This window comes from Pseudonocardia broussonetiae, from assembly GCF_013155125.1.
Lineage (GTDB): Bacteria > Actinomycetota > Actinomycetes > Mycobacteriales > Pseudonocardiaceae > Pseudonocardia > Pseudonocardia broussonetiae.
Window position 1 is genome coordinate 1 of sequence record NZ_CP053566.1, and the last position, 24228, is coordinate 24228.

31 protein-coding genes are annotated in these 24228 nt (G+C 63.9%); 11 read left to right on the plus strand and 20 right to left on the minus strand.

The genetic code is table 11. The features are described from left to right. Positions 1-364: 364 nt before the first annotated feature. The 3 genes from HOP40_RS35005 to HOP40_RS35015 all read right to left on the minus strand — a co-directional run bounded on the left by HOP40_RS35005 (position 365) and on the right by HOP40_RS35015 (position 2448). Positions 365-643 carry a hypothetical protein gene (locus tag HOP40_RS35005; protein ID WP_172170058.1) on the minus strand — a complete coding sequence of 93 codons (279 nt, stop codon included), beginning with the start codon at positions 641-643 and terminating at the stop codon, positions 365-367. A 69-nt stretch (positions 644-712) separates the two neighbouring features. Beyond that, positions 713-2047: an FtsK/SpoIIIE domain-containing protein gene (locus tag HOP40_RS35010; RefSeq protein WP_172170061.1), complete on the minus strand. Its 1335-nt coding sequence runs from the start codon at positions 2045-2047 to the stop codon at positions 713-715. Between the two features lie 29 nt (positions 2048-2076). After that, positions 2077-2448 carry a hypothetical protein gene (locus HOP40_RS35015; protein ID WP_172170064.1) on the minus strand — a complete coding sequence of 124 codons (372 nt, stop codon included), beginning with the start codon at positions 2446-2448 and terminating at the stop codon, positions 2077-2079. Between the two features lie 201 nt (positions 2449-2649). Here HOP40_RS35015 and HOP40_RS35020 point away from each other — a divergent pair, with 201 nt between their 5' ends. Beyond that, positions 2650-3057 (plus strand): helix-turn-helix domain-containing protein, encoded by a 408-nt coding sequence (locus tag HOP40_RS35020; RefSeq protein WP_172170066.1) that lies wholly within the window; start codon positions 2650-2652, stop codon positions 3055-3057. Between the two features lie 585 nt (positions 3058-3642). Here HOP40_RS35020 and HOP40_RS35025 read toward each other — a convergent pair. The 3 genes from HOP40_RS35025 to HOP40_RS35035 all read right to left on the minus strand — a co-directional run bounded on the left by HOP40_RS35025 (position 3643) and on the right by HOP40_RS35035 (position 5132). Continuing rightward, on the minus strand, positions 3643-4014 hold the full coding sequence (locus HOP40_RS35025) for a hypothetical protein (protein ID WP_172170069.1): 372 nt from the start codon (positions 4012-4014) through the stop codon (positions 3643-3645). Next, complete coding sequence (locus HOP40_RS35030; RefSeq protein WP_172170072.1) at positions 4011-4631, minus strand: AAA family ATPase; 621 nt, start codon at positions 4629-4631, stop codon at positions 4011-4013. The genes HOP40_RS35025 and HOP40_RS35030 overlap by 4 nt, the downstream gene beginning before the upstream one ends. A gap of 180 nt (positions 4632-4811) precedes the next feature. Then, positions 4812-5132 carry a hypothetical protein gene (locus HOP40_RS35035; protein WP_172170075.1) on the minus strand — a complete coding sequence of 107 codons (321 nt, stop codon included), beginning with the start codon at positions 5130-5132 and terminating at the stop codon, positions 4812-4814. A 709-nt stretch (positions 5133-5841) separates the two neighbouring features. Here HOP40_RS35035 and HOP40_RS35040 point away from each other — a divergent pair. Then, entirely contained in the window at positions 5842-6057 is a 216-nt protein-coding gene (locus tag HOP40_RS35040) for a hypothetical protein (RefSeq protein WP_172170078.1), read from the plus strand. Positions 6058-6144: 87 nt separating this feature from the next. Here HOP40_RS35040 and HOP40_RS35045 read toward each other — a convergent pair whose 3' ends face one another. Beyond that, the gene (locus tag HOP40_RS35045; RefSeq protein ID WP_172170081.1) at positions 6145-6537 is read right to left on the minus strand and encodes a hypothetical protein; all 393 of its coding nucleotides are present in this window, start codon (positions 6535-6537) and stop codon (positions 6145-6147) included. A gap of 197 nt (positions 6538-6734) precedes the next feature. Here HOP40_RS35045 and HOP40_RS35050 point away from each other — a divergent pair, with 197 nt between their 5' ends. The 4 genes from HOP40_RS35050 (at position 6735) to HOP40_RS36555 (ending at position 9102) form a co-directional block, all read left to right on the plus strand. Continuing rightward, positions 6735-7409, plus strand: coding sequence for a hypothetical protein (locus tag HOP40_RS35050; RefSeq protein WP_172170055.1), 675 nt, complete (start codon positions 6735-6737; stop codon positions 7407-7409). A gap of 652 nt (positions 7410-8061) precedes the next feature. Continuing rightward, positions 8062-8295, plus strand: coding sequence for a hypothetical protein (locus HOP40_RS35055; RefSeq protein ID WP_172170084.1), 234 nt, complete (start codon positions 8062-8064; stop codon positions 8293-8295). Positions 8296-8405: 110 nt separating this feature from the next. After that, complete coding sequence (locus HOP40_RS35060; RefSeq protein WP_172170087.1) at positions 8406-8603, plus strand: hypothetical protein; 198 nt, start codon at positions 8406-8408, stop codon at positions 8601-8603. 370 nt (positions 8604-8973) lie between these two features. After that, positions 8974-9102, plus strand: a complete 129-nt coding sequence (locus tag HOP40_RS36555) for a hypothetical protein (RefSeq protein ID WP_275691380.1) — start codon at positions 8974-8976, stop codon at positions 9100-9102. 263 nt (positions 9103-9365) lie between these two features. Here HOP40_RS36555 and HOP40_RS35065 read toward each other — a convergent pair whose 3' ends face one another. The 6 genes from HOP40_RS35065 to HOP40_RS35090 all read right to left on the minus strand — a co-directional run bounded on the left by HOP40_RS35065 (position 9366) and on the right by HOP40_RS35090 (position 14569). Beyond that, positions 9366-10721, minus strand: coding sequence for a protein rep (locus tag HOP40_RS35065; protein WP_172170090.1), 1356 nt, complete (start codon positions 10719-10721; stop codon positions 9366-9368). A gap of 857 nt (positions 10722-11578) precedes the next feature. Next, positions 11579-11755: a hypothetical protein gene (locus HOP40_RS35070; RefSeq protein ID WP_172170093.1), complete on the minus strand. Its 177-nt coding sequence runs from the start codon at positions 11753-11755 to the stop codon at positions 11579-11581. After that, positions 11755-12096 carry a hypothetical protein gene (locus HOP40_RS35075; protein WP_172170096.1) on the minus strand — a complete coding sequence of 114 codons (342 nt, stop codon included), beginning with the start codon at positions 12094-12096 and terminating at the stop codon, positions 11755-11757. Before HOP40_RS35075 ends, HOP40_RS35070 begins: the two co-directional genes overlap by 1 nt. Before the next feature lie 388 nt (positions 12097-12484). Then, positions 12485-12763, minus strand: coding sequence for a hypothetical protein (locus HOP40_RS35080; RefSeq protein ID WP_172170058.1), 279 nt, complete (start codon positions 12761-12763; stop codon positions 12485-12487). 69 nt (positions 12764-12832) lie between these two features. Continuing rightward, complete coding sequence (locus HOP40_RS35085; RefSeq protein WP_172170099.1) at positions 12833-14095, minus strand: FtsK/SpoIIIE domain-containing protein; 1263 nt, start codon at positions 14093-14095, stop codon at positions 12833-12835. A 102-nt stretch (positions 14096-14197) separates the two neighbouring features. Continuing rightward, positions 14198-14569: a hypothetical protein gene (locus HOP40_RS35090; RefSeq protein ID WP_172170064.1), complete on the minus strand. Its 372-nt coding sequence runs from the start codon at positions 14567-14569 to the stop codon at positions 14198-14200. Positions 14570-14769: 200 nt separating this feature from the next. Here HOP40_RS35090 and HOP40_RS35095 point away from each other — a divergent pair, with 200 nt between their 5' ends. After that, the gene (locus HOP40_RS35095) at positions 14770-15177 is read left to right on the plus strand and encodes a helix-turn-helix domain-containing protein (RefSeq protein ID WP_172170066.1); all 408 of its coding nucleotides are present in this window, start codon (positions 14770-14772) and stop codon (positions 15175-15177) included. A 585-nt stretch (positions 15178-15762) separates the two neighbouring features. Here the strand turns inward: HOP40_RS35095 and HOP40_RS35100 are convergent. The 3 genes from HOP40_RS35100 to HOP40_RS35110 form a co-directional block, all read right to left on the minus strand. Beyond that, positions 15763-16134 carry a hypothetical protein gene (locus tag HOP40_RS35100; RefSeq protein ID WP_172170069.1) on the minus strand — a complete coding sequence of 124 codons (372 nt, stop codon included), beginning with the start codon at positions 16132-16134 and terminating at the stop codon, positions 15763-15765. Beyond that, entirely contained in the window at positions 16131-16751 is a 621-nt protein-coding gene (locus HOP40_RS35105; protein WP_172170072.1) for an AAA family ATPase, read from the minus strand. Before HOP40_RS35105 ends, HOP40_RS35100 begins: the two co-directional genes overlap by 4 nt. Positions 16752-16876: 125 nt before the next feature. Next, on the minus strand, positions 16877-17251 hold the full coding sequence (locus tag HOP40_RS35110; protein ID WP_172170102.1) for a hypothetical protein: 375 nt from the start codon (positions 17249-17251) through the stop codon (positions 16877-16879). Between the two features lie 710 nt (positions 17252-17961). Between HOP40_RS35110 and HOP40_RS35115 the strand changes: the two genes are divergently transcribed. Next, positions 17962-18177: a hypothetical protein gene (locus tag HOP40_RS35115; RefSeq protein WP_172170078.1), complete on the plus strand. Its 216-nt coding sequence runs from the start codon at positions 17962-17964 to the stop codon at positions 18175-18177. Positions 18178-18264: 87 nt separating this feature from the next. Here HOP40_RS35115 and HOP40_RS35120 read toward each other — a convergent pair whose 3' ends face one another. Further along, positions 18265-18657, minus strand: a complete 393-nt coding sequence (locus HOP40_RS35120) for a hypothetical protein (protein ID WP_172170081.1) — start codon at positions 18655-18657, stop codon at positions 18265-18267. Positions 18658-18854: 197 nt separating this feature from the next. Here HOP40_RS35120 and HOP40_RS35125 point away from each other — a divergent pair, with 197 nt between their 5' ends. From HOP40_RS35125 to HOP40_RS36560, 3 genes are all read left to right on the plus strand, one after another. After that, on the plus strand, positions 18855-19529 hold the full coding sequence (locus HOP40_RS35125) for a hypothetical protein (protein ID WP_172170055.1): 675 nt from the start codon (positions 18855-18857) through the stop codon (positions 19527-19529). A 652-nt stretch (positions 19530-20181) separates the two neighbouring features. Next, positions 20182-20724, plus strand: coding sequence for a hypothetical protein (locus HOP40_RS35130; protein WP_172170105.1), 543 nt, complete (start codon positions 20182-20184; stop codon positions 20722-20724). 369 nt (positions 20725-21093) lie between these two features. After that, positions 21094-21222 (plus strand): hypothetical protein, encoded by a 129-nt coding sequence (locus HOP40_RS36560; protein ID WP_275691380.1) that lies wholly within the window; start codon positions 21094-21096, stop codon positions 21220-21222. A gap of 263 nt (positions 21223-21485) precedes the next feature. Here HOP40_RS36560 and HOP40_RS35135 read toward each other — a convergent pair whose 3' ends face one another. From HOP40_RS35135 to HOP40_RS35145, 3 genes are all read right to left on the minus strand, one after another. Continuing rightward, a complete protein-coding gene (locus tag HOP40_RS35135) occupies positions 21486-22841 on the minus strand; it encodes a protein rep (RefSeq protein WP_172170090.1) in 1356 nt (451 codons plus the stop codon). Positions 22842-23698: 857 nt separating this feature from the next. Then, positions 23699-23875: a hypothetical protein gene (locus tag HOP40_RS35140; protein ID WP_172170093.1), complete on the minus strand. Its 177-nt coding sequence runs from the start codon at positions 23873-23875 to the stop codon at positions 23699-23701. Next, positions 23875-24189, minus strand: a complete 315-nt coding sequence (locus tag HOP40_RS35145) for a hypothetical protein (protein WP_172170108.1) — start codon at positions 24187-24189, stop codon at positions 23875-23877. The genes HOP40_RS35140 and HOP40_RS35145 overlap by 1 nt, the downstream gene beginning before the upstream one ends. Positions 24190-24228 lie beyond the last annotated feature (39 nt).

Sequence of the window (24228 nt, forward strand, 5' to 3'; positions counted from 1 at the left end):
CCCCCCCAGCGACCCCGGTGACGTGCCCGGCGTCGCTGTCGAGGACCCCCTCGTGACGACGGAGACGTTCGCGGGGCCAACGACCTCGTTCTTGTCGGAGCTGACCTCGTTCTTGTCGGAGCTGACCTCGTTCTTGTCGGAGCTGACCTCGCTCTTCGGGGGAGCTGACGTTCACGACCGCGGAGTACACGAACACCACGGGCGCGCTCGATGCCCGCGGTGCGACGCTCCTCCGCCCGCCGCACCGCCGCGCCCTGGTCCCGGCCAGCCAGGATGCTGCGCAGGGCCAGCGTCGCCGCGCTCCACGGCTTGCACTGACCCTCGATGTGGTGCAGGAGCAGCAGCGCGACGATCGTCCGGGTCATCAGCCCTGCGCCTGCTCAGCGACGAGCCCGGCAACCCCGGCCGACGCGATGTCGACCACGGCATCGACACGGCCGCGCGTCTCCGGGCACTCCGCCGCCGCCGCCTCGCCCATCCGGCTCATGTTGGCCACCGAGCGCACCCCGACATGGGCGACCCACTCAAGGCCCCGGATACGGAACCCCTGGACGATCACCCGGCCCTTCTGGAGGCCGACCTCCCGCTTCACCGCGCTGCGCACGTCGCGCGGCATCGACGTCAGCGACGTCAGACCCAGCACGTCGGCCGGATCGCCGTCGCGACCGTTGCCCCGCAGGGACTCAAGCCATCCACTCATGTCATAACCCTTCTAGTTCGCCGCGATTTGCGGACGCATCGCCAGCGGCTCGAGTTCGGCCGCCGTCTTCCTGATGAGGTCATCCGGGCACCAGGTGAAGCGGACGCACACCGGGATGCCGGAGTCCTCCGAGACCACGAACGCGACGCCCGCGCCGCCGGCCTTGGGCGGCGGGATCTGGTCGCAGACCGCGCCGGCCTCGTACATGCCGGCCCCGAGCACGAGGTCGACCATCGGCTTACGCAGCCGCATGGCCACGGCCGTCGGGAAGAGGTCGCGGAAGTTCAGGACCTCCTTGCGCGGGTCCTGCAGCGCGCCGATGACGACGAAGCCGGCCGCCCGACCGAGCACGAGAATGGCCGACAGGGCCTTCTCGGCCCGCTCCCGAAGCTTGCGATCGGGCATGAGCGCCGAGAGGTAGCCCAGCTCGTCGATGAACAAGACGTTCACCGGGTGCAGCACCGACGGCTCAGCCCGGCGGGCGTGGCCGGCGAGTCCTTCGGCACGCTCGAGCATCTCGGCCGCGGCGCGCTCGAGGAGCTGGACGGCCTGCTCGTCGGTGTTGGCGTAGCGGTCGCCGAAGAAGCCGCGGCCCATGGCGAGCTCAAGACGCTTGGGGTCGATGCCCCAGAAGCGCACGACGCCGGCCTTGGCCGCCGGCAAGAGAGCCAGCGCCGCCGACCAGACGACACTCCCCTTTCCGGCCCCGGTGATGCCGGCGATGAGGATGTGAGAATCCAGGAACGGCAGCGCGAACGGCTGACCGCCCTCCGTGGTGCCGACGACGACCGACGCCAGACGCTCACGCCAGTCGACGCCCTCGACCGGCTCCGCCTCGTTCATCACGAACTCGCGCGCCTCAAGCGGCTGGTAGCCAGCGAGCAGCGTCAGCGAGCCGTCGCCGTTGTCCCGGAAGCGCACCGCCGCGACGGCGTAGGCCAGGGCGAACGCCGGAGCCGCCCGCTCCCAGTCGGCCAGGCTCTGCCCGAACAGCGGGCGGATGCGCGCGTTGAGCACCGCGCCGTTGCCGATGAGCCGGCTCAGGCCCGGATAGACGACGTTGTCGCGGTCGTCGCGGGTGGTCAGACGCCGCTCCCGGCAGACCGCCCGGAAGCGCCGGCGCACGTTGTGCTCGAACATCCAGCCAGCGGCCAGCGAGTGCTGCACCGCGAGGCAGCAGACCGCCCCTGTCACGACGATGAGCACCGCCGCGCCGAGTGCCCCGTAGACGCCGGCCTGCACCAGCGGCCGCACCAGGCCGACGCAGAGCGCCAACAGCAGGACGGCGCCGGCCAGCAAGGCCCGCGCCGTCCGCATCGTCTCGTAGTGGTAGCTCGTACTCGCCACCGTTGCGTCCCTCCGAAGAAGCCGGCCCGCTAGGACGCGGCCGCCTTACCCAAGCCGGCGGGCTGAATCCCGTCGGCCGACAGCCACGTACTGAAGCCGTTGCCCTCGCGCTTCGGCGTCACGCCGAACGTCAGGCTCACCAGCTCGATGGACTGCCCGCGCTCGAACTTCTCCGTCGGGTCGACCTGCATTGGCACGGTCACGGTCAACAGGTCTTCCTTGACCCGCAGCCCCCGCGTCGTCTCCGCGAGCACGCGCACCGCCCAGATAGGCGTGCCGTTACTGGTCTGCTTCTGAGGGCCGGCGACATTGCCCTGCGGCACGTAGGCCGTCTTGGGCATCGCTCCCCGGAACTCGATGTTGCTGAAGGTCTCCGGTGCCACCTTCACGGTGTCGAGCATGTTGACCGCCTTCCGCGAAGCCCGCGGCTCCGCAGTAGTTGCTGTTGACCATGGGTCGGATGGGTTCATCTGGGTTTTTCTCCTGGCGCGCCGCCACCTCTGCCCACCCGTTACTTGATCTTCAACACCGGTAGTATGCCCCTACCTACCTCAGCTAGGAGCCACTACAGTTGTACCTAGAACCTAACATGATAGTGGGCGGTGGTCAACGCGATGGTGTCTGACAGCGACGTCGACGACGACCCGGACCGGCTCAACATCGGCTGGTCAACGGGCGTTCGTAACAGCAGCTCAAACGAGCCAGCGCCGCCATCTAAGCCACCCCCGGCCCCTGATTACGTCGACCGAGCGTTCTACGACTTGGGCAGCCTCATGGAGCAGGCGGCCATGCTGAAGAACATTTCGCCTAGCCGCCAAATGGTCACCCCTCAGGTGCTCATCAACATGCGAAAGATGGCCGATGGCATACAAGACGTAACACGTCGCTTTATGCTGCATGCCTTACGTGACCAGATCATTACCCAAAAACAGGCAGCAGAAATAATCGGGGTACACGAAAACACTGTTGCTCGATGGGTCAAGGAAGACCAGGCTCGTCGTCAGACCTAGTCATAATTGCGCATTTGTTCTACAATGTAATGCGCAATGGAGCAAATACCAGACCCAATCGACGAATTATTGATAAGCGTACAGCGTGGCCTTGACGAGGTTCAGCAGAAGACTGACCCTGTCGAGTGGATTACTGCAATGCACGGTTTAATTAACCACCTTGAGACTGGTCAGCGTAACTTACTCCTTGACGCAATTGAAGACGGCATAATGACGAGAAAAACCGCGGCAGAGATACAACACGTCCACCCCCACACCATCAGCCGATGGTTGACCGCCCGCCAGGTCGAGCAGCAACAGTAACGTCCGGTTCATCCCCTGCTCCCCTTGACTGTATTTATGGCCGACGGCAGCTATCAAGGGTGCTTCGCATCGCTTCGCGACGGCCTCCGGCCGCCCTTGACAGCCACCGACGTCCACAAAACGCGGCGGGTATCAGGGAATGCCCCTCGACTGGTCTATCTCCACTCCCCCGCAGCAGTCCACCCCAACCCCCACCGACCAAAACGCCCCCCAGGAGCCACATAGCGGCCGCTGAGGGGCGTTTACTAACACAGACGAGACTTTATGCCGAGCCGCCGGCCACTAACGCCTGCCGCCCCCGGAATTCTCAATCTCGTTAATTACCTGGTCGCGCAGACTGGCGTCATCGGCCGCGAGCATGATGAGCGCCTTGAGCACATCCAACTTATCGACGCGACGCTCAAGCCGGCGGCGGGCCGCCATGGCCAACTCATCGAACGCGAGGGCCAGCTGCGGGTCGAGGTTCGCCGTGAACTTGCTCGTCCGCTGCTTCGCCGTCCGCACCGGCTCCGGCGTCGTCACCGCTACCGGCACCTCGGCCACGACTTCGTCCGGTACTTCCGGTGCCGGTGCAGCCGGCGGGGCGCTGCGGGCTGCCAGCAGTCCCCTGCTCAACGCGCCCTTGGTGTCGCCGGCACGTCGTCGCGTGTTCACGCCGTCACCTCCTGCGTCAGCTCCGTGAGAACCCGCTCGTAGTCGCCCAGCTCAGGCGGCACCGAGCCGAAGGACAGGCCGTAGCGTTCAAGCAGCCGAATCTCCGTCTCGAAGACCGGGACACCCAGCTCATCGAGCAGACCCCGCGCCTCGGCCGCCGTCCGAGTGCCGCTGCGGACCTGGACCAGGAGCACCGTCGCGCGCAGCGGGTGGAGCTCGTCGACCTCCGCCGCCAGCTCGACCGTCTTCGGCACCTCGTGCAGCTCCGCCGTCGAGGGCCGGACCGGGATAATCAGGTCGTCGGACAGCATCAGCGCCTGACGCAGCAACGAGGGGTTCTTCGGGCCGACATCGAAGACGATGTGCTCGTAATCCGCGAGCATCGGACCGGCCTTCTTGGCGAGGTCACGGGTCGGCAGGTGCAACACGATGCACTGCGCCGCCGGCCAGTCCTCCCCTGCCGTCTCGGACCACTCGTAGCACTGCGGCTGTTCCGGGTCGGCGTCAACGAGCAGCGTCCGGCCGGACCGGGACAGACCGAGCGCCAGGTGCACGGCGGTCGTCGTCTTGCCGACACCGCCCTTGAGGTTCCCTACGCAGATTTTCATCTTGATCATTGTGACGGGTCGCCGTCTAGCCGTCAAGCCGTTTGACCGTTCCACCGTCACGACGGTTACCCGTCAGACCGTCAGACCGTTTACCCGTATTGCCGTTTAAACGGCTAGCCGTCTAAGTCAATGGCTCATTGACGCGGCCGAGTCTTACCGCCGGCAGCCGTACCAGCAGGTTTGCCCCTGTCAGGGGCTAATCAGGCGCGACCAGCGAGCTTGCGCCGCCTGCCGGCTACTCAGACCGGCGTCGACCGCACCAGCTACTTGCTCCCAGGTCAGACCACGGTCGTACTTGAGGTGCCGGACCAGGTTGCGCTCGTGGTAGTCGGCGAGCCAGCGCAGCTCCTGGCACAGCGCGTACCAGATGGCCGGGGCATCGTCGGGCAGGTGAGCCCCGTCGCTGGCCTGCTGCGCGAACATGTCGAGGGCCGCCGCGACCGAGGGCTGACCATCGGTGGGATACCAGCCAGCATCAATAAGTTTCTGAATAGTTACATCGTATTTCATATCTCCACGATAGGGGAGTGGTGCGCTACTGTCAATGAGGCATTGACGCGCTCTATCTGTCATGGCGTTGACGATTAGGGAAGCGCTAGTGCTTTAGATGACATCACCAGACGTCACTCTGACACCGCACTGATGTCGTCCGGGACCGTCGGACCCCCGGATAGGGTCGTGCATACGCCCCTGCACGGTTACCGACAGGTATGCCAAGGTGGATGTGCAGTGGAAGTTACAACTGCTGATCGTCCGAGCCCGCCAGCCAGACGGGTTTGGCCATCCAGCTACAGACGGACCAGCAGCTACCACCTGTCCAGCACGACCCACTGACGTCTCTCCCGCAGGTCACCGTTCCGGGTCCGGCACGCCCGGGGAGGGCCTAGACCAATGACGTCATGTTCGAACAGTCGAACGGCGTGTCGTGCATCCAGGACGGCTCTACAGCCTCGTGACCAGCAGCTATAGCTGACGTCAGCGTGATGCTGACATGACGTCACGTCGGTGTCCACGAGGGGTGTCGGACCCTGCCGTTACCGTATGGAGTGGAAGTTGCACCGCTGTCGTTCGACCCGTCATCCAGTCGGGGTCGCAACGACGCAGGAGACGGAACCGTTCAACGACGAACGGGGCCCCCGCTGCGAACGAGGGCCCCGCTCTGTGTCAGCTCCCACGCAAGGCCCTTGGAGAGGTCACCCACACATGAGGAGTGTCTGACATGGCTTACGAGCTCACCGTACCGGGGGAGGCCAACCATGGCCTCATCCGGCACCTGATGGTGCTGGTCACGAGCATGATGCGGTACCTGGCGCCGAGCCTGTACTGCCGCTCGTGGGCCCCGTGGTGTCGCATCATCATCACCGTCGTCGTGATCGTCGTCCTGGTCGCCGGCGTCCAGCTGCTCGGGCAGCTCCTGCCCGTGTACACGATGTAAGCACGGCACCCTGACAGTCTCGAGCTCCCGCTGATCAACTCCTTGGTCGGCGGGAGCCCTTGACGCGACGCAGTCGCCTACGAGCTCCTAGTAGTGGATGTTCGAGATCTTGTTACTGTTCGCAGTCGCGACAGTCACTCCACCTGGATAGAGCCCGTAGAGACTCACCAGCTCGACCTCAAACCGGGCAGTGATTTCGTCATCACCCGAGTCGTGGTCAAGAACTCCATCAAGGCCGACAGAGCGGGCGTACGAGAGCGCGTGAGACCCAGGCGACTTGATCTCCCAAACGCCGAGGTAAAGCAGCTTGTCAGAAGAGTCGTCGCCAGTGATCCAGCAGCGAACTCGATACTTGACACGCTGGCCAACCTCAACCCCCTCGAAATGGCTAAGGTTGATCTGGCACTTGGCGTTCACCTCCACGATCTTCAGCTTCTCGTTCTTTGGAGCGGACAGGTGGGCGTTGACAATTGTGGGCATCCCAGGCTCCTAACCTGATTGGTCAACACCGGCCGAGCTATGGCCGGTCAGCGCGCTCTGTGAGCTTCGCTGAAATCAGAATGCGGGCTATCATGATCATTCTGGACAGCCGCCAACGGATCTCGACGGATGCCATCGTCCCGTGATGAACTACAACAGGATTTGACAGTTGCTGACACCCGTCGAGGGGGACGCTCGTGGCCAAGCTTGCAATGCCTGACCTGCCCGAAGGGCGTCTCAAGGAGCTCATGCGGGCACTGCACGAGCTCCACGCCCGAGCGGGCTGGCCGAGTACTCGAGAGATCGCCCACAGTCAAGACTTCAGCTACACCACAGTCCATCAGCTATTCACAAAAACTAATCAACTGCCAAAACTGCCCGTTTTACTAGCCATCGTCTCGAATCTCGCCTCAATATCCGACCCGAATAGGGAAGAACAAATACTTGATAAATTTGACGCACTATGGTGCGCAGCTGCAGCTACACCACCTGCTGGAACTGAGCCTACGTGGAGTAAGGACCGCCTAGACTTGGCACACTATTTTCTAGAATACAACGGCGATCTAGTACTTCCTGTTCTCGGAACCCAGGAAAAAGTTGTTTTATCCATGCTGCTTGACAGCTACTCTCTCAATCAAATTAATGCAGAAATGTGGGCAGGGCCGAAATCCTTGCGCATTGTTTACCCAATCAATAGTGAGTACGCCACCCGGTTATTTGAGAAACTATGCATGAATTTCGGAGCGCGAACACATCCGGAAGCGCGGCCTCGTTTTCGGGGCCGGGTTTACAATCCAAACGCAAACATGCAATATCTGCGTCGAACCCGATTTAACGTATTACATTTAGAATCGGTAATTGCCGACGTATAAATGAATCGACCGATACCAAAGTTCGCACAATGTATCTTCTGCGACGTCTCTACCAGGGGTGAGCCTAACTCAGACTTTAATTTGAGCTTGTCAAATTTCGGCTCACCCCTGGTAGAAAACCTACTAGACCATAACAAGTAGCATCAGCTGTGGCTGAACTACAATAAGGCCAAGTAGCAACAGAAGCAACAACAGCCACGAACCTGATTTGTTGCGAAATGCTAGATTGACTTCAAAACGAAAATTGCCCTTCCACATGACGTTCTCCACATCAAACTAACTAGGGAACCCGAAGCCAGCCCAACGGCTGGAACTCGGGAGGAACGCCAGAGGTGACGCGCCTACCTATAGGGTAGACAGGGCTTAAATAATGATCAATACTTCGATGAGTTCCTTTTTCTTTTCCGACACTCTCATTCAGTGTCAGCAGAACCAGTAAGGAACTGGCTCATCCTGTCCGCATAGGCAACGTCTTCCGCCGGGCGCGCGGCAGTCAGGAGAGCAACTGCACAGCGCCCCGAGCAGGCCACGGCAGCGAACGATCACTGAGCCGAGTAACGCTCACCGACTAGCCCTTATTTCCTCGACCTGCACCCAGTGCCTGGGCAGCCGTACGTAGCCGAGTACGCGGCCCCTGCGTACTCTCCGGGGTATGAGCGCCGAGCGTGTCACCGTGAGCTTCGAACCAGCGATCGCCCAACGGGTCCGCCAGTGCGGCTCGCGGGTCCGTGGAGGTCAGAGCGGCTACCTGGCCAGGCTCGTGCAGCAGGACGCCGTGAGGGAGGCTGGGGAGGCGCTCGCCCTCTGGTACGCCGAGCAAGGCGGGGAGCAGTACGTCGTCGACGCGCTGACCGAAGCCGCGGCCGCGCAGGACCAGGCTTCGTGACCCCTCGCAGGGGTGAAATCCGTCAATACGTTCCAGTACTGCCCCGACCTGGGCAGAGCCTTCTCAGGGTCATCATCTCGGCCGATGGCCTCAACCAGGCGTCGCTACCCGTGGTGCTCGGGCTGCAGGTCGTCGAGCGTGATCCCGGCTCGATCCTCGCTGTACGCCTCGGCTCGCTTGGTTGGGCGGTTGTGACCACTGTTGAAGCCGTGCTCAAGTCACGCCTGGGCAAGGTTGCCGGCATGGCAACCGCAGAGGAGCAGGAAGCCTTGAACCAGGCGCTCAAAGCTGCTCTCGACCTGGACTAGATGTGTTCTAGCGCACACTAATAGTGAGGTACCGCCAGCCGGTACAAGTTGATCGGTGAACGGCTAAGCGGGTAAGCGGTCCGGCGGGCGGTCGCTTTCATCGGTCGAGTAGACCCCCAAAAAGGGGTCCAGCGGCCGATTCTCGGGGTTTTGTGGCCTGCGTCACATACCGTTTGGCGGTATGGCAGTCGGGCCCGACCGGCGCACGCACGGTAGCGGAACAGCGGTCGCGGGAGTTTGGGCTACGCCCGGGTAGGGTCTCAAGCACCACCAGTCGTCATCTCCGCTCACGGAGGGGGACCGGCAGCTGGTGGTGAGGATTCAGCACCTCTTCGGTAGACCGCGCGCGCGTCTACCGAAGGAGGTGAATGTGTCCAAACATCACGACAAGCAGGACGGGCCCCCGTGGGGACCCGCCCGTCTCGTGCTTGCTCTGATGGCCGTGGTCGTCCAGATCTTCGACTGGCTCGACGACCACGACTGGTGGTTGTGGTGGTGACGTAAGTCCCCACCGCAGCGGTAGTGGTGACCTCGGTCGCCACTACGCACGACGCCAAGCGGGGGGAGGCTGTCTGGGGTCGCAACCCAGTCAGCTGCCCGTCGGCGTTTGAGGGGGGTCAGGTCATCCTCGCCGGATGGCTTGGCCCCTCTCGTTTGTGCTCGGAGTGTGCGCGCCGGGCGCGCATCCCCCTTGCGTTCATGACAGTACAGTAGCTAGCTGAACATGGGCCAGCAACAGGCATAAGGCCAGGTCAGCGGCATTTAGGCCGTCGGTTCAAGCTGCCGGGGAAACGCCCGGTAGGCATCGAGCTGCACCTTGGTCAGCGGTGGGGGCGCGCTCCGGCCGACCATCCAGGCCAAGCCCCAGTCGTCGAGCAGCGCCGCCGCGCCCGCGAAGCCGCCGGCCTCGGCCGCCTCGAGGAGCTCGCACACACGGTCGGGGTGCGATCGCAGCGCCCGCCAACTGTCCGGCCGGATGAGCAGCAGCTCCTCGCCGGGAAGCTCCTCCTCGACAATCTCCTCGTCGGACTGCTCCGGCTCGACCTTCGCCCACTCGCGCAGCCCCTTAGACCAGGCAATCTGCCGGCGGCCGCGGCTCGCTTTCTCCCACTCCCACCACCGTTCGATGTCGTCGGCCAAGCCGGTGGCGAGTCCTTCGGTGAGGAGCTGGAACGGCGTCCGGCCTCCGCCACGGGCGAGCTTGGCCTGCCCGCCGGTGATTTCGTGCGACAGTTTCACGAAATACTCGTGCAGCCCGCCGCCCTTGACCGGGTCGAGCGTGGCTAGCCGGACGTCGAGGCCGCCAGAGTCGCGCCACGAGTCGAAGCCGCGCCGCTGCAGCGCCCTGGTCCACCGGGCGTGCATCCGGCCGCCGACGTGCTTGGCCATGTCCTCGGAGATCTCGCCGCGCCAGATCATCAGGACGTGCAGGTGGACGTGCCAGCCGTTCTTACCCCTGGTGACCTCGACCGCCTTGACCCAGCCCTGCAGGCCGGCGGTCGCCTGGTCGGAGACCCACTGTTTGCCCGAGGTGACCCGCGCCCAGGCCTTGCTCAGCGCTTCCCAGCAGTCGGCGAGCGACTGACGCTGGTTGTGACGCATCGTCAGCGTCACCATCGACGCCGTGCAGCCCTGTTCGAGCGCGTAGCGCATGAGGTCGGCCAGCTCCTCGGCCCGCCGGGTGGCGATTTTCGCCGAGCAGACCGGGCAGGCCCAGACGCTGCCGCAGTGCGCCAGCCCCGAGAAGCCGGCGATACGGCCACCTTTCCCGACACCGAGCCGGAGCGCCGGCCCCGAACCCTCGCCGTTGATAGAGACGTGACCGCAGTCCTTGACGCGCTTGAGCGTCGTGACCTGCCGCAACCGGTAGCGCAGGGAGTGGCGTTCGCGCCGCTTCGCGTGCTTGCGCTCGCGTCGTTCCTCAGGGGTCGAGTGCGGAGGTGAAGACTTGTTCGCAGACCTACCAAGCGGCTCCGCCGGCCGGCGAGGCTCACGCCGCCGGCCGCCGTCGCCGTCGTGGCCGACCTTCCGCTCATGCGCCACCTCGATGCGCGCACGGAAGCGCCGCGCCCGCCGATTCGCCGGTGCGTCGAGATGTGGTTGCAGGGACTCAGCCACGCCGGCCGCCTCGTGCACGACGCGCCGAGCCCTGTTGTTGCGCGCAGGGGTCTAAGCCTGCGAAGGTGGAGCCACTCACAGCAGCCCTTCGAGGGACTTGTTGAAAGCGCCGGGTGTGCCACCACCTGGCGTTTTCGCTTTGTATGGGGTTGTGGTCAGCGGTTCGCCGCATCACCTCGCCTAGTCCTGGTGCCTGGCACCCTCTCGCAACTGGCTGTAGTCACCCGGTAGGCGCGCCGATCGTCGGCGTGTTGCCCACCTGCGCCGGCAGCCCGACCACCGAGGCCAGCCAGCGCCCAACAGGGTGCGTCAGAAATAAATGATGTGTGATTAACAAACGGTTTTGTATTGCGCTTATTGCCAGTATTTGCAATACTGGACTTACCAACAAGCGACTTCCGAGAGTGCCGGCACAGCAAACTGCCGGCACTTTCCTTTTGTGCCTTGTGCATTGAATTGTATTCCTTATACCCCCGCCACGGTGTCGATTCCAACAAACGACCTTCCGAGCGATTAACAGCAATTATGCACGGCTGCCCTAATTCCGTAAAGCCCAAGCGGTACGTTTCCGCCCGCGACATCTGGCACGTCCGGCCTCTGCCGCATTCCTGGCCCGTCACCAGCACCGGGGTACGCCCGGCATCTCCGTCATCCGCTCCCAGTCGAGCAGGTAAGAATGGAAGAGGGATGGATATTTTGTAATACCCACTTCCGACTTGCCGCGTCCGCCGGCCACTGCCCCGGCTTTCCCCTCCCCTGGCATCTACCAGGCTGCCGATCGGCCCGTCCTCGCTCCGCTGCGGGCGGCCGATCAGCGCCGGGCTGCGCCCGGCCAGGAGCAACCCCTGCAGCACCGCTCACGCCCGTCGACGACGACGGAGGTGGACGAGGAGCACGAGCACGAGCACCAGGCCGACGAACACCCCGAGCGACGGCAGCGCCGGCACGACCCAGTCATGGACCGTGCGCAGCACCCACGCCGCGAAGAGGAGTAGCAGCAGGAACATCAGCAGCCGCCCAAGCAGACCGCGCATCAGCCAGCCACCCGGTTCCAGCTGTAGTACGACTCCGGCAGCCGCATGATGTTCGGCCCGCGCACCGGCGTCCGCGACCTACCGGCGTCACTGTCGACGTCTTCGGGGAGGTCCCCGCGCTCCTCCGGCAGCCGGACCAGCTCCTGCATCGCGGCGTCGTGCACGGCCTGCATCTGTGTGATGACTTCGCCGACGCGCCGCTCCGTCCGCTCGACCACGGTTTCCGGTCGGAGGTCGTTCAGCACGAAGGCCGCGCCGACGCCGGCCCCGGCCATGAACGCGAACACCAGGCCGACGACGACGAGGACGACCACGGCGACGACGAGCCCGGTCACGGTCACCGGCCGCGGTCCTGGTGGTCGCGGAGCCCCCCAGCGACCCCGGTGACGTGCCCGGCGTCGCTGTCGAGGACCCCCTCGTGACGACGGAGACGTTCGCGGGGCCAACGACCTCGTTCTTGTCGGAGCTGACCTCGTTCTTGTCGGAGCTGACCTCGTTCTTGTCGGAGCTGACCTCGCTCTTCGGGGAGCTGACGTTCACGACCGCGGAGTACACGAACACCACGGGCGCGCTCGATGCCCGCGGTGCGACGCTCCTCCGCCCGCCGCACCGCCGCGCCCTGGTCCCGGCCAGCCAGGATGCTGCGCAGGGCCAGCGTCGCCGCGCTCCACGGCTTGCACTGACCCTCGATGTGGTGCAGGAGCAGCAGCGCGACGATCGTCCGGGTCATCAGCCCTGCGCCTGCTCAGCGACGAGCCCGGCAACCCCGGCCGACGCGATGTCGACCACGGCATCGACACGGCCGCGCGTCTCCGGGCACTCCGCCGCCGCCGCCTCGCCCATCCGGCTCATGTTGGCCACCGAGCGCACCCCGACATGGGCGACCCACTCAAGGCCCCGGATACGGAACCCCTGGACGATCACCCGGCCCTTCTGGAGGCCGACCTCCCGCTTCACCGCGCTGCGCACGTCGCGCGGCATCGACGTCAGCGACGTCAGACCCAGCACGTCGGCCGGATCGCCGTCGCGACCGTTGCCCCGCAGGGACTCAAGCCATCCACTCATGTCATAACCCTTCTAGTTCGCCGCGATTTGCGGACGCATCGCCAGCGGCTCGAGTTCGGCCGCCGTCTTCCTGATGAGGTCATCCGGGCACCAGGTGAAGCGGACGCACACCGGGATGCCGGAGTCCTCCGAGACCACGAACGCGACGCCCGCGCCGCCGGCCTTGGGCGGCGGGATCTGGTCGCAGACCGCGCCGGCCTCGTACATGCCGGCCCCGAGCACGAGGTCGACCATCGGCTTACGCAGCCGCATGGCCACGGCCGTCGGGAAGAGGTCGCGGAAGTTCAGGACCTCCTTGCGCGGGTCCTGCAGCGCGCCGATGACGACGAAGCCGGCCGCCCGACCGAGCACGAGAATGGCCGACAGGGCCTTCTCGGCCCGCTCCCGAAGCTTGCGATCGGGCATGAGCGCCGAGAGGTAGCCCAGCTCGTCGATGAACAAGACGTTCACCGGGTGCAGCACCGACGGCTCAGCCCGGCGGGCGTGGCCGGCGAGTCCTTCGGCACGCTCGAGCATCTCGGCCGCGGCGCGCTCGAGGAGCTGGACGGCCTGCTCGTCGGTGTTGGCGTAGCGGTCGCCGAAGAAGCCGCGGCCCATGGCGAGCTCAAGACGCTTGGGGTCGATGCCCCAGAAGCGCACGACGCCGGCCTTGGCCGCCGGCAAGAGAGCCAGCGCCGCCGACCAGACGACACTCCCCTTTCCGGCCCCGGTGATGCCGGCGATGAGGATGTGAGAATCCAGGAACGGCAGCGCGAACGGCTGACCGCCCTCCGTGGTGCCGACGACGACCGACGCCAGACGCTCACGCCAGTCGACGCCCTCGACCGGCTCCGCCTCGTTCATCACGAACTCGCGCGCCTCAAGCGGCTGGTAGCCAGCGAGCAGCGTCAGCGAGCCGTCGCCGTTGTCCCGGAAGCGCACCGCCGCGACGGCGTAGGCCAGGGCGAACGCCGGAGCCGCCCGCTCCCAGTCGGCCAGGCTCTGCCCGAACAGCGGGCGGATGCGCGCGTTGAGCACCGCGCCGTTGCCGATGAGCCGGCTCAGGCCCGGATAGACGACGTTGTCGCGGTCGTCGCGGGTGGTCAGACGCCGCTCCCGGCAGACCGCCCGGAAGCGCCGGCGCACGTTGTGCTCGAACATCCAGCCAGCGGCCAGCGAGTGCTGCACCGCGAGGCAGCAGACCGCCCCTGTCACGACGATGAGCACCGCCGCGCCGAGTGCCCCGTAGACGCCGGCCTGCACCAGCGGCCGCACCAGGCCGACGCAGAGCGCCAACAGCAGGACGGCGCCCGGCCAGCAAGGCCCGCGCCGTCCGCATCGTCTCGTAGTGGTAGCTCGTACTCGCCACCGTTGCGTCCCTCCGAAGAAGCCGGCCCGCTAGGACGCGGCCGCCTTACCCAAGCCGGCGGGCTGAATCCCGTCGGCCGACAGCCACGTACTGAAGCCGTTGCCCTCGCGCTTCGGCGTCACGCCGAACGTCAGGCTCACCAGCTCGATGGACTGCCCGCGCTCGAACTTCTCCGTCGGGTCGACCTGCATTGGCACGGTCACGGTCAACAGGTCTTCCTTGACCCGCAGCCCCCGCGTCGTCTCCGCGAGCACGCGCACCGCCCAGATAGGCGTGCCGTTACTGGTCTGCTTCTGAGGGCCGGCGACATTGCCCTGCGGCACGTAGGCCGTCTTGGGCATCGCTCCCCGGAACTCGATGTTGCTGAAGGTCTCCGGTGCCACCTTCACGGTGTCGAGCATGTTGACCGCCTTCCGCGAAGCCCGCGGCTCCGCAGTAGTTGCTGTTGACCATGGGTCGGATGGGTTCATCTGGGTTTTCTCCTGGCGCGCCGCCACCTCTGCCCACCCGTTACTTGATCTTCAACACCGGTAGTATGCCCCTACCTACCTCAGCTAGGAGCCACTACAGTTGTACCTAGAACCTAACATGATAGTGGGCGGTGGTCAACGCGATGGTGTCTGACAGCGACGTCGACGACGACCCGGACCGGCTCAACATCGGCTGGTCAACGGGCGTTCGTAACAGCAGCTCAAACGAGCCAGCGCCGCCATCTAAGCCACCCCCGGCCCCTGATTACGTCGACCGAGCGTTCTACGACTTGGGCAGCCTCATGGAGCAGGCGGCCATGCTGAAGAACATTTCGCCTAGCCGCCAAATGGTCACCCCTCAGGTGCTCATCAACATGCGAAAGATGGCCGATGGCATACAAGACGTAACACGTCGCTTTATGCTGCATGCCTTACGTGACCAGATCATTACCCAAAAACAGGCAGCAGAAATAATCGGGGTACACGAAAACACTGTTGCTCGATGGGTCAAGGAAGACCAGGCTCGTCGTCAGACCTAGTCATAATTGCGCATTTGTTCTACAATGTAATGCGCAATGGAGCAAATACCAGACCCAATCGACGAATTATTGATAAGCGTACAGCGTGGCCTTGACGAGGTTCAGCAGAAGACTGACCCTGTCGAGTGGATTACTGCAATGCACGGTTTAATTAACCACCTTGAGACTGGTCAGCGTAACTTACTCCTTGACGCAATTGAAGACGGCATAATGACGAGAAAAACCGCGGCAGAGATACAACACGTCCACCCCCACACCATCAGCCGATGGTTGACCGCCCGCCAGGTCGAGCAGCAACAGTAACGTCCGGTTCATCCCCTGCTCCCCTTGACTGTATTTATGGCCGACGGCAGCTATCAAGGGTGCTTCGCATCGCTTCGCGACGGCCTCCGGCCGCCCTTGACAGCCACCGACGTCCACAAAACGCGGCGGGTATCAGGGAATGCCCCTCGACTGGTCTATCTCCACTCCCCCGCAGCAGTCCACCCCAACCCCCACCGACCAAAACGCCCCCCAGGAGCCACATAGCGGCCGCTGAGGGGCGTTTACTAACACAGACGAGACTTTATGCCGAGCCGCCGGCCACTAACGCCTGCCGCCCCCGGAATTCTCAATCTCGTTAATTACCTGGTCGCGCAGACTGGCGTCATCGGCCGCGAGCATGATGAGCGCCTTGAGCACATCCAACTTATCGACGCGACGCTCAAGCCGGCGGCGGGCCGCCATGGCCAACTCATCGAACGCGAGGGCCAGCTGCGGGTCGAGGTTCGCCGTGAACTTGCTCGTCCGCTGCTTCGCCGTCCGCACCGGCTCCGGCGTCGTCACCGCTACCGGCACCTCGGCCACGACTTCGTCCGGTACTTCCGGTGCCGGTGCAGCCGGCGGGGCGCTGCGGGCTGCCAGCAGTCCCCTGCTCAACGCGCCCTTGGTGTCGCCGGCACGTCGTCGCGTGTTCACGCCGTCACCTCCTGCGTCAGCTCCGTGAGAACCCGCTCGTAGTCGCCCAGCTCAGGCGGCACCGAGCCGAAGGACAGGCCGTAGCGTTCAAGCAGCCGAATCTCCGTCTCGAAGACCGGGACACCCAGCTCATCGAGCAGACCCCGCGCCTCGGCCGCCGTCCGAGTGCCGCTGCGGACCTGGACCAGGAGCACCGTCGCGCGCAGCGGGTGGAGCTCGTCGACCTCCGCCGCCAGCTCGACCGTCTTCGGCACCTCGTGCAGCTCCGCCGTCGAGGGCCGGACCGGGATAATCAGGTCGTCGGACAGCATCAGCGCCTGACGCAGCAACGAGGGGTTCTTCGGGCCGACATCGAAGACGATGTGCTCGTAATCCGCGAGCATCGGACCGGCCTTCTTGGCGAGGTCACGGGTCGGCAGGTGCAACACGATGCACTGCGCCGCCGGCCAGTCCTCCCCTGCCGTCTCGGACCACTCGTAGCACTGCGGCTGTTCCGGGTCGGCGTCAACGAGCAGCGTCCGGCCGGACCGGGACAGACCGAGCGCCAGGTGCACGGCGGTCGTCGTCTTGCCGACACCGCCCTTGAGGTTCCCTACGCAGATTTTCATCTTGATCATTGTGACGGGTCGCCGTCTAGCCGTCAAGCCGTTTGACCGTTCCACCGTCACGACGGTTACCCGTCAGACCGTCAGACCGTTTACCCGTATTGCCGTTTAAACGGCTAGCCGTCTAAGTCAATGGCTCATTGACGCGGCCGAGTCTTACCGCCGGCAGCCGTACCAGCAGGTTTGCCCCTGTCAGGGCTAATCAGGCGCGACCAGCGAGCTTGCGCCGCCTGCCGGCTACTCAGACCGGCGTCGACCGCACCAGCTACTTGCTCCCAGGTCAGACCACGGTCGTACTTGAGGTGCCGGACCAGGTTGCGCTCGTGGTAGTCGGCGAGCCAGCGCAGCTCCTGGCACAGCGCGTACCAGATGGCCGGGGCATCGTCGGGCAGGTGAGCCCCGTCGCTGGCCTGCTGCGCGAACATGTCGAGGGCCGCCGCGACCGAGGGCTGACCATCGGTGGGATACCAGCCAGCATCAATAAGTTTCTGAATAGTTACATCGTATTTCATATCTCCACGATAGGGGAGTGGTGCGCTACTGTCAATGAGGCATTGACGCGCTCTATCTGTCATGGCGTTGACGATTAGGGAAGCGCTAGTGCTTTAGATGACATCACCAGACGTCACTCTGACACCGCACTGATGTCGTCCGGGACCGTCGGACCCCCGGATAGGGTCGTGCATACGCCCCCTGCACGGTTACCGACAGGTATGCCAAGGTGGATGTGCAGTGGAAGTTACAACTGCTGATCGTCCGAGCCCGCCAGCCAGACGGGTTTGGCCATCCAGCTACAGACGGACCAGCAGCTACCACCTGTCCAGCACGACCCACTGACGTCTCTCCCGCAGGTCACCGTTCCGGGTCCGGCACGCCCGGGGAGGGCCTAGACCAATGACGTCATGTTCGAACAGTCGAACGGCGTGTCGTGCATCCAGGACGGCTCTACAGCCTCGTGACCAGCAGCTATAGCTGACGTCAGCGTGATGCTGACATGACGTCACGTCGGTGTCCACGAGGGGTGTCGGACCCTGCCGTTACCGTATGGAGTGGAAGTTGCACCGCTGTCGTTCGACCCGTCATCCAGTCGGGGTCGCAACGACGCAGGAGACGGAACCGTTCAACGACGAACGGGGCCCCCGCTGCGAACGAGGGCCCCGCTCTGTGTCAGCTCCCACGCAAGGCCCTTGGAGAGGTCACCCACACATGAGGAGTGTCTGACATGGCTTACGAGCTCACCGTACCGGGGGAGGCCAACCATGGCCTCATCCGGCACCTGATGGTGCTGGTCACGAGCATGATGCGGTACCTGGCGCCGAGCCTGTACTGCCGCTCGTGGGCCCCGTGGTGTCGCATCATCATCACCGTCGTCGTGATCGTCGTCCTGGTCGCCGGCGTCCAGCTGCTCGGGCAGCTCCTGCCCGTGTACACGATGTAAGCACGGCACCCTGACAGTCTCGAGCTCCCGCTGATCAACTCCTTGGTCGGCGGGAGCCCTTGACGCGACGCAGTCGCCTACGAGCTCCTAGTAGTGGATGTTCGAGATCTTGTTACTGTTCGCAGTCGCGACAGTCACTCCACCTGGATAGAGCCCGTAGAGACTCACCAGCTCGACCTCAAACCGGGCAGTGATTTCGTCATCACCCGAGTCGTGGTCAAGAACTCCATCAAGGCCGACAGAGCGGGCGTACGAGAGCGCGTGAGACCCAGGCGACTTGATCTCCCAAACGCCGAGGTAAAGCAGCTTGTCAGAAGAGTCGTCGCCAGTGATCCAGCAGCGAACTCGATACTTGACACGCTGGCCAACCTCAACCCCCTCGAAATGGCTAAGGTTGATCTGGCACTTGGCGTTCACCTCCACGATCTTCAGCTTCTCGTTCTTTGGAGCGGACAGGTGGGCGTTGACAATTGTGGGCATCCCAGGCTCCTAACCTGATTGGTCAACACCGGCCGAGCTATGGCCGGTCAGCGCGCTCTGTGAGCTTCGCTGAAATCAGAATGCGGGCTATCATGATCATTCTGGACAGCCGCCAACGGATCTCGACGGATGCCATCGTCCCGTGATGAACTACAACAGGATTTGACAGTTGCTGACACCCGTCGAGGGGGACGCTCGTGGCCAAGCTTGCAATGCCTGACCTGCCCGAAGGGCGTCTCAAGGAGCTCATGCGGGCACTGCACGAGCTCCACGCCCGAGCGGGCTGGCCGAGTACTCGAGAGATCGCCCACAGTCAAGACTTCAGCTACACCACAGTCCATCAGCTATTCACAAAAACTAATCAACTGCCAAAACTGCCCGTTTTACTAGCCATCGTCTCGAATCTCGCCTCAATATCCGACCCGAATAGGGAAGAACAAATACTTGATAAATTTGACGCACTATGGTGCGCAGCTGCAGCTACACCACCTGCTGGAACTGAGCCTACGTGGAGTAAGGACCGCCTAGACTTGGCACACTATTTTCTAGAATACAACGGCGATCTAGTACTTCCTGTTCTCGGAACCCAGGAAAAAGTTGTTTTATCCATGCTGCTTGACAGCTACTCTCTCAATCAAATTAATGCAGAAATGTGGGCAGGGCCGAAATCCTTGCGCATTGTTTACCCAATCAATAGTGAGTACGCCACCCGGTTATTTGAGAAACTATGCATGAATTTCGGAGCGCGAACACATCCGGAAGCGCGGCCTCGTTTTCGGGGCCGGGTTTACAATCCAAACGCAAACATGCAATATCTGCGTCGAACCCGATTTAACGTATTACATTTAGAATCGGTAATTGCCGACGTATAAATGAATCGACCGATACCAAAGTTCGCACAATGTATCTTCTGCGACGTCTCTACCAGGGGTGAGCCTAACTCAGACTTTAATTTGAGCTTGTCAAATTTCGGCTCACCCCTGGTAGAAAACCTACTAGACCATAACAAGTAGCATCAGCTGTGGCTGAACTACAATAAGGCCAAGTAGCAACAGAAGCAACAACAGCCACGAACCTGATTTGTTGCGAAATGCTAGATTGACTTCAAAACGAAAATTGCCCTTCCACATGACGTTCTCCACATCAAACTAACTAGGGAACCCGAAGCCAGCCCAACGGCTGGAACTCGGGAGGAACGCCAGAGGTGACGCGCCTACCTATAGGGTAGACAGGGCTTAAATAATGATCAATACTTCGATGAGTTCCTTTTTCTTTTCCGACACTCTCATTCAGTGTCAGCAGAACCAGTAAGGAACTGGCTCATCCTGTCCGCATAGGCAACGTCTTCCGCCGGGCGCGCGGCAGTCAGGAGAGCAACTGCACAGCGCCCCGAGCAGGCCACGGCAGCGAACGATCACTGAGCCGAGTAACGCTCACCGACTAGCCCTTATTTCCTCGACCTGCACCCAGTGCCTGGGCAGCCGTACGTAGCCGAGTACGCGGCCCCTGCGTACTCTCCGGGGTATGAGCGCCGAGCGTGTCACCGTGAGCTTCGAACCAGCGATCGCCCAACGGGTCCGCCAGTGCGGCTCGCGGGTCCGTGGAGGTCAGAGCGGCTACCTGGCCAGGCTCGTGCAGCAGGACGCCGTGAGGGAGGCTGGGGAGGCGCTCGCCCTCTGGTACGCCGAGCAAGGCGGGGGAGCAGTACGTCGTCGACGCGCTGACCGAAGCCGCGGCCGCGCAGGACCAGGCTTCGTGACCCCTCGCAGGGGTGAAATCCGTCAATACGTTCCAGTACTGCCCCGACCTGGGCAGAGCCTTCTCAGGGTCATCATCTCGGCCGATGGCCTCAACCAGGCGTCGCTACCCGTGGTGCTCGGGCTGCAGGTCGTCGAGCGTGATCCCGGCTCGATCCTCGCTGTACGCCTCGGCTCGCTTGGTTGGGCGGTTGTGACCACTGTTGAAGCCGTGCTCAAGTCACGCCTGGGCAAGGTTGCCGGCATGGCAACCGCAGAGGAGCAGGAAGCCTTGAACCAGGCGCTCAAAGCTGCTCTCGACCTGGACTAGATGTGTTCTAGCGCACACTAATAGTGAGGTACCGCCAGCCGGTACAAGTTGATCGGTGAACGGCTAAGCGGGTAAGCGGTCCGGCGGGCGGTCGCTTTCATCGGTCGAGTAGACCCCCAAAAGGGGTCCAGCGGCCGATTCTCGGGGTTTTGTGGCCTGCGTCACATACCGTTTGGCGGTATGGCAGTCGGGCCCGACCGGCGCACGCACGGTAGCGGAACAGCGGTCGCGGGAGTTTGGGCTACGCCCGGGTAGGGTCTCAAGCACCACCAGTCGTCATCTCCGCTCACGGAGGGGGACCGGCAGCTGGTGGTGAGGATTCAGCACCTCTTCGGTAGACCGCGCGCGCGTCTACCGAAGGAGGTGAATGTGTCCAAACATCACGACAAGCAGGACGGGCCCCCGTGGGGACCCGCCCGTCTCGTGCTTGCTCTGATGGCCGTGGTCGTCCAGATCTTCGACTGGCTCGACGACCACGACTGGTGGTTGTGGTGGTGACGTAAGTCCCCACCGCAGCGGTAGTGGTGACCTCGGTCGCCACTACGCACGACGCCAAGCGGGGGGAGGCTGTCTGGGGTCGCAACCCAGTCAGCTGCCCGTCGGCGTTTGAGGGGGGTCAGGTCATCCTCGCCGGATGGCTTGGCCCCTCTCGTTTGTGCTCGGAGTGTGCGCGCCGGGCGCGCATCCCCCTTGCGTTCATGACAGTACAGTAGCTAGCTGAACATGGGCCAGCAACAGGCATAAGGCCAGGTCAGCGGCATTTAGGCCGTCGGTTCAAGCTGCCGGGGAAACGCCCGGTAGGCATCGAGCTGCACCTTGGTCAGCGGTGGGGGCGCGCTCCGGCCGACCATCCAGGCCAAGCCCCAGTCGTCGAGCAGCGCCGCCGCGCCCGCGAAGCCGCCGGCCTCGGCCGCCTCGAGGAGCTCGCACACACGGTCGGGGTGCGATCGCAGCGCCCGCCAACTGTCCGGCCGGATGAGCAGCAGCTCCTCGCCGGGAAGCTCCTCCTCGACAATCTCCTCGTCGGACTGCTCCGGCTCGACCTTCGCCCACTCGCGCAGCCCCTTAGACCAGGCAATCTGCCGGCGGCCGCGGCTCGCTTTCTCCCACTCCCACCACCGTTCGATGTCGTCGGCCAAGCCGGTGGCGAGTCCTTCGGTGAGGAGCTGGAACGGCGTCCGGCCTCCGCCACGGGCGAGCTTGGCCTGCCCGCCGGTGATTTCGTGCGACAGTTTCACGAAATACTCGTGCAGCCCGCCGCCCTTGACCGGGTCGAGCGTGGCTAGCCGGACGTCGAGGCCGCCAGAGTCGCGCCACGAGTCGAAGCCGCGCCGCTGCAGCGCCCTGGTCCACCGGGCGTGCATCCGGCCGCCGACGTGCTTGGCCATGTCCTCGGAGATCTCGCCGCGCCAGATCATCAGGACGTGCAGGTGGACGTGCCAGCCGTTCTTACCCCTGGTGACCTCGACCGCCTTGACCCAGCCCTGCAGGCCGGCGGTCGCCTGGTCGGAGACCCACTGTTTGCCCGAGGTGACCCGCGCCCAGGCCTTGCTCAGCGCTTCCCAGCAGTCGGCGAGCGACTGACGCTGGTTGTGACGCATCGTCAGCGTCACCATCGACGCCGTGCAGCCCTGTTCGAGCGCGTAGCGCATGAGGTCGGCCAGCTCCTCGGCCCGCCGGGTGGCGATTTTCGCCGAGCAGACCGGGCAGGCCCAGACGCTGCCGCAGTGCGCCAGCCCCGAGAAGCCGGCGATACGGCCACCTTTCCCGACACCGAGCCGGAGCGCCGGCCCCGAACCCTCGCCGTTGATAGAGACGTGACCGCAGTCCTTGACGCGCTTGAGCGTCGTGACCTGCCGCAACCGGTAGCGCAGGGAGTGGCGTTCGCGCCGCTTCGCGTGCTTGCGCTCGCGTCGTTCCTCAGGGGTCGAGTGCGGAGGTGAAGACTTGTTCGCAGACCTACCAAGCGGCTCCGCCGGCCGGCGAGGCTCACGCCGCCGGCCGCCGTCGCCGTCGTGGCCGACCTTCCGCTCATGCGCCACCTCGATGCGCGCACGGAAGCGCCGCGCCCGCCGATTCGCCGGTGCGTCGAGATGTGGTTGCAGGGACTCAGCCACGCCGGCCGCCTCGTGCACGACGCGCCGAGCCCTGTTGTTGCGCGCAGGGGTCTAAGCCTGCGAAGGTGGAGCCACTCACAGCAGCCCTTCGAGGGACTTGTTGAAAGCGCCGGGTGTGCCACCACCTGGCGTTTTCGCTTTGTATGGGGTTGTGGTCAGCGGTTCGCCGCATCACCTCGCCTAGTCCTGGTGCCTGGCACCCTCTCGCAACTGGCTGTAGTCACCCGGTAGGCGCGCCGATCGTCGGCGTGTTGCCCACCTGCGCCGGCAGCCCGACCACCGAGGCCAGCCAGCGCCCAACAGGGTGCGTCAGAAATAAATGATGTGTGATTAACAAACGGTTTTGTATTGCGCTTATTGCCAGTATTTGCAATACTGGACTTACCAACAAGCGACTTCCGAGAGTGCCGGCACAGCAAACTGCCGGCACTTTCCTTTTGTGCCTTGTGCATTGAATTGTATTCCTTATACCCCCGCCACGGTGTCGATTCCAACAAACGACCTTCCGAGCGATTAACAGCAATTATGCACGGCTGCCCTAATTCCGTAAAGCCCAAGCGGTACGTTTCCGCCCGCGACATCTGGCACGTCCGGCCTCTGCCGCATTCCTGGCCCGTCACCAGCACCGGGGTACGCCCGGCATCTCCGTCATCCGCTCCCAGTCGAGCAGGTAAGAATGGAAGAGGGATGGATATTTTGTAATACCCACTTCCGACTTGCCGCGTCCGCCGGCCACTGCCCCGGCTTTCCCCTCCCCTGGCATCTACCAGGCTGCCGATCGGCCCGTCCTCGCTCCGCTGCGGGCGGCCGATCAGCGCCGAGCTGCGCCCGGCCAGGAGCAACCCCTGCAGCACCGCTCACGCCCGTCGACGACGACGGAGGTGGACGAGGAGCACGAGCACGAGCACCAGGCCGACGAACACCCCGAGCGACGGCAGCGCCGGCACGACCCAGTCATGGACCGTGCGCAGCACCCACGCCGCGAAGAGGAGTAGCAGCAGGAACATCAGCAGCCGCCCAAGCAGACCGCGCATCAGCCAGCCACCCGGTTCCAGCTGTAGTACGACTCCGGCAGCCGCATGATGTTCGGCCCGCGCACCGGCGTCCGCGACCTACCGGCGTCACTGTCGACGTCTTCGGGGAGGTCCCCGCGCTCCTCCGGCAGCCGGACCAGCTCCTGCATCGCGGCGTCGTGCACGGCCTGCATCTGTGTGATGACTTCGCCGACGCGCCGCTCCGTCCGCTCGACCACGGTTTCCGGTCGGAGGTCGTTCAGCACGAAGGCCGCGCCGACGCCGGCCCCGGCCATGAACGCGAACACCAGGCCGACGACGACGAGGACGACCACGGCGACGACGAGCCCGGTCACGGTCACCGGCCGCGGTCC

What these genes read in the sequence shown, in the direction of transcription:
- HOP40_RS35115 (WP_172170078.1), top strand. Translation starts at nt 17,962, where the DNA reads ATGGCTTACGAGCTCACCGTACCGGGGGAGGCCAACCATGGCCTCATC.
- HOP40_RS35030 (WP_172170072.1), bottom strand. Translation starts at nt 4,631, where the DNA reads ATGATCAAGATGAAAATCTGCGTAGGGAACCTCAAGGGCGGTGTCGGC.
- HOP40_RS35090 (WP_172170064.1), bottom strand. Translation starts at nt 14,569, where the DNA reads ATGCTCGACACCGTGAAGGTGGCACCGGAGACCTTCAGCAACATCGAG.
- HOP40_RS35055 (WP_172170084.1), top strand. Translation starts at nt 8,062, where the DNA reads ATGAGCGCCGAGCGTGTCACCGTGAGCTTCGAACCAGCGATCGCCCAA.
- HOP40_RS35015 (WP_172170064.1), bottom strand. Translation starts at nt 2,448, where the DNA reads ATGCTCGACACCGTGAAGGTGGCACCGGAGACCTTCAGCAACATCGAG.
- HOP40_RS35140 (WP_172170093.1), bottom strand. Translation starts at nt 23,875, where the DNA reads ATGCGCGGTCTGCTTGGGCGGCTGCTGATGTTCCTGCTGCTACTCCTC.
- HOP40_RS35120 (WP_172170081.1), bottom strand. Translation starts at nt 18,657, where the DNA reads ATGCCCACAATTGTCAACGCCCACCTGTCCGCTCCAAAGAACGAGAAG.
- HOP40_RS35130 (WP_172170105.1), top strand. Translation starts at nt 20,182, where the DNA reads ATGAGCGCCGAGCGTGTCACCGTGAGCTTCGAACCAGCGATCGCCCAA.
- HOP40_RS35110 (WP_172170102.1), bottom strand. Translation starts at nt 17,251, where the DNA reads ATGAAATACGATGTAACTATTCAGAAACTTATTGATGCTGGCTGGTAT.
- HOP40_RS35105 (WP_172170072.1), bottom strand. Translation starts at nt 16,751, where the DNA reads ATGATCAAGATGAAAATCTGCGTAGGGAACCTCAAGGGCGGTGTCGGC.
- HOP40_RS35035 (WP_172170075.1), bottom strand. Translation starts at nt 5,132, where the DNA reads ATGAAATACGATGTAACTATTCAGAAACTTATTGATGCTGGCTGGTAT.
- HOP40_RS35070 (WP_172170093.1), bottom strand. Translation starts at nt 11,755, where the DNA reads ATGCGCGGTCTGCTTGGGCGGCTGCTGATGTTCCTGCTGCTACTCCTC.
- HOP40_RS35040 (WP_172170078.1), top strand. Translation starts at nt 5,842, where the DNA reads ATGGCTTACGAGCTCACCGTACCGGGGGAGGCCAACCATGGCCTCATC.
- HOP40_RS35045 (WP_172170081.1), bottom strand. Translation starts at nt 6,537, where the DNA reads ATGCCCACAATTGTCAACGCCCACCTGTCCGCTCCAAAGAACGAGAAG.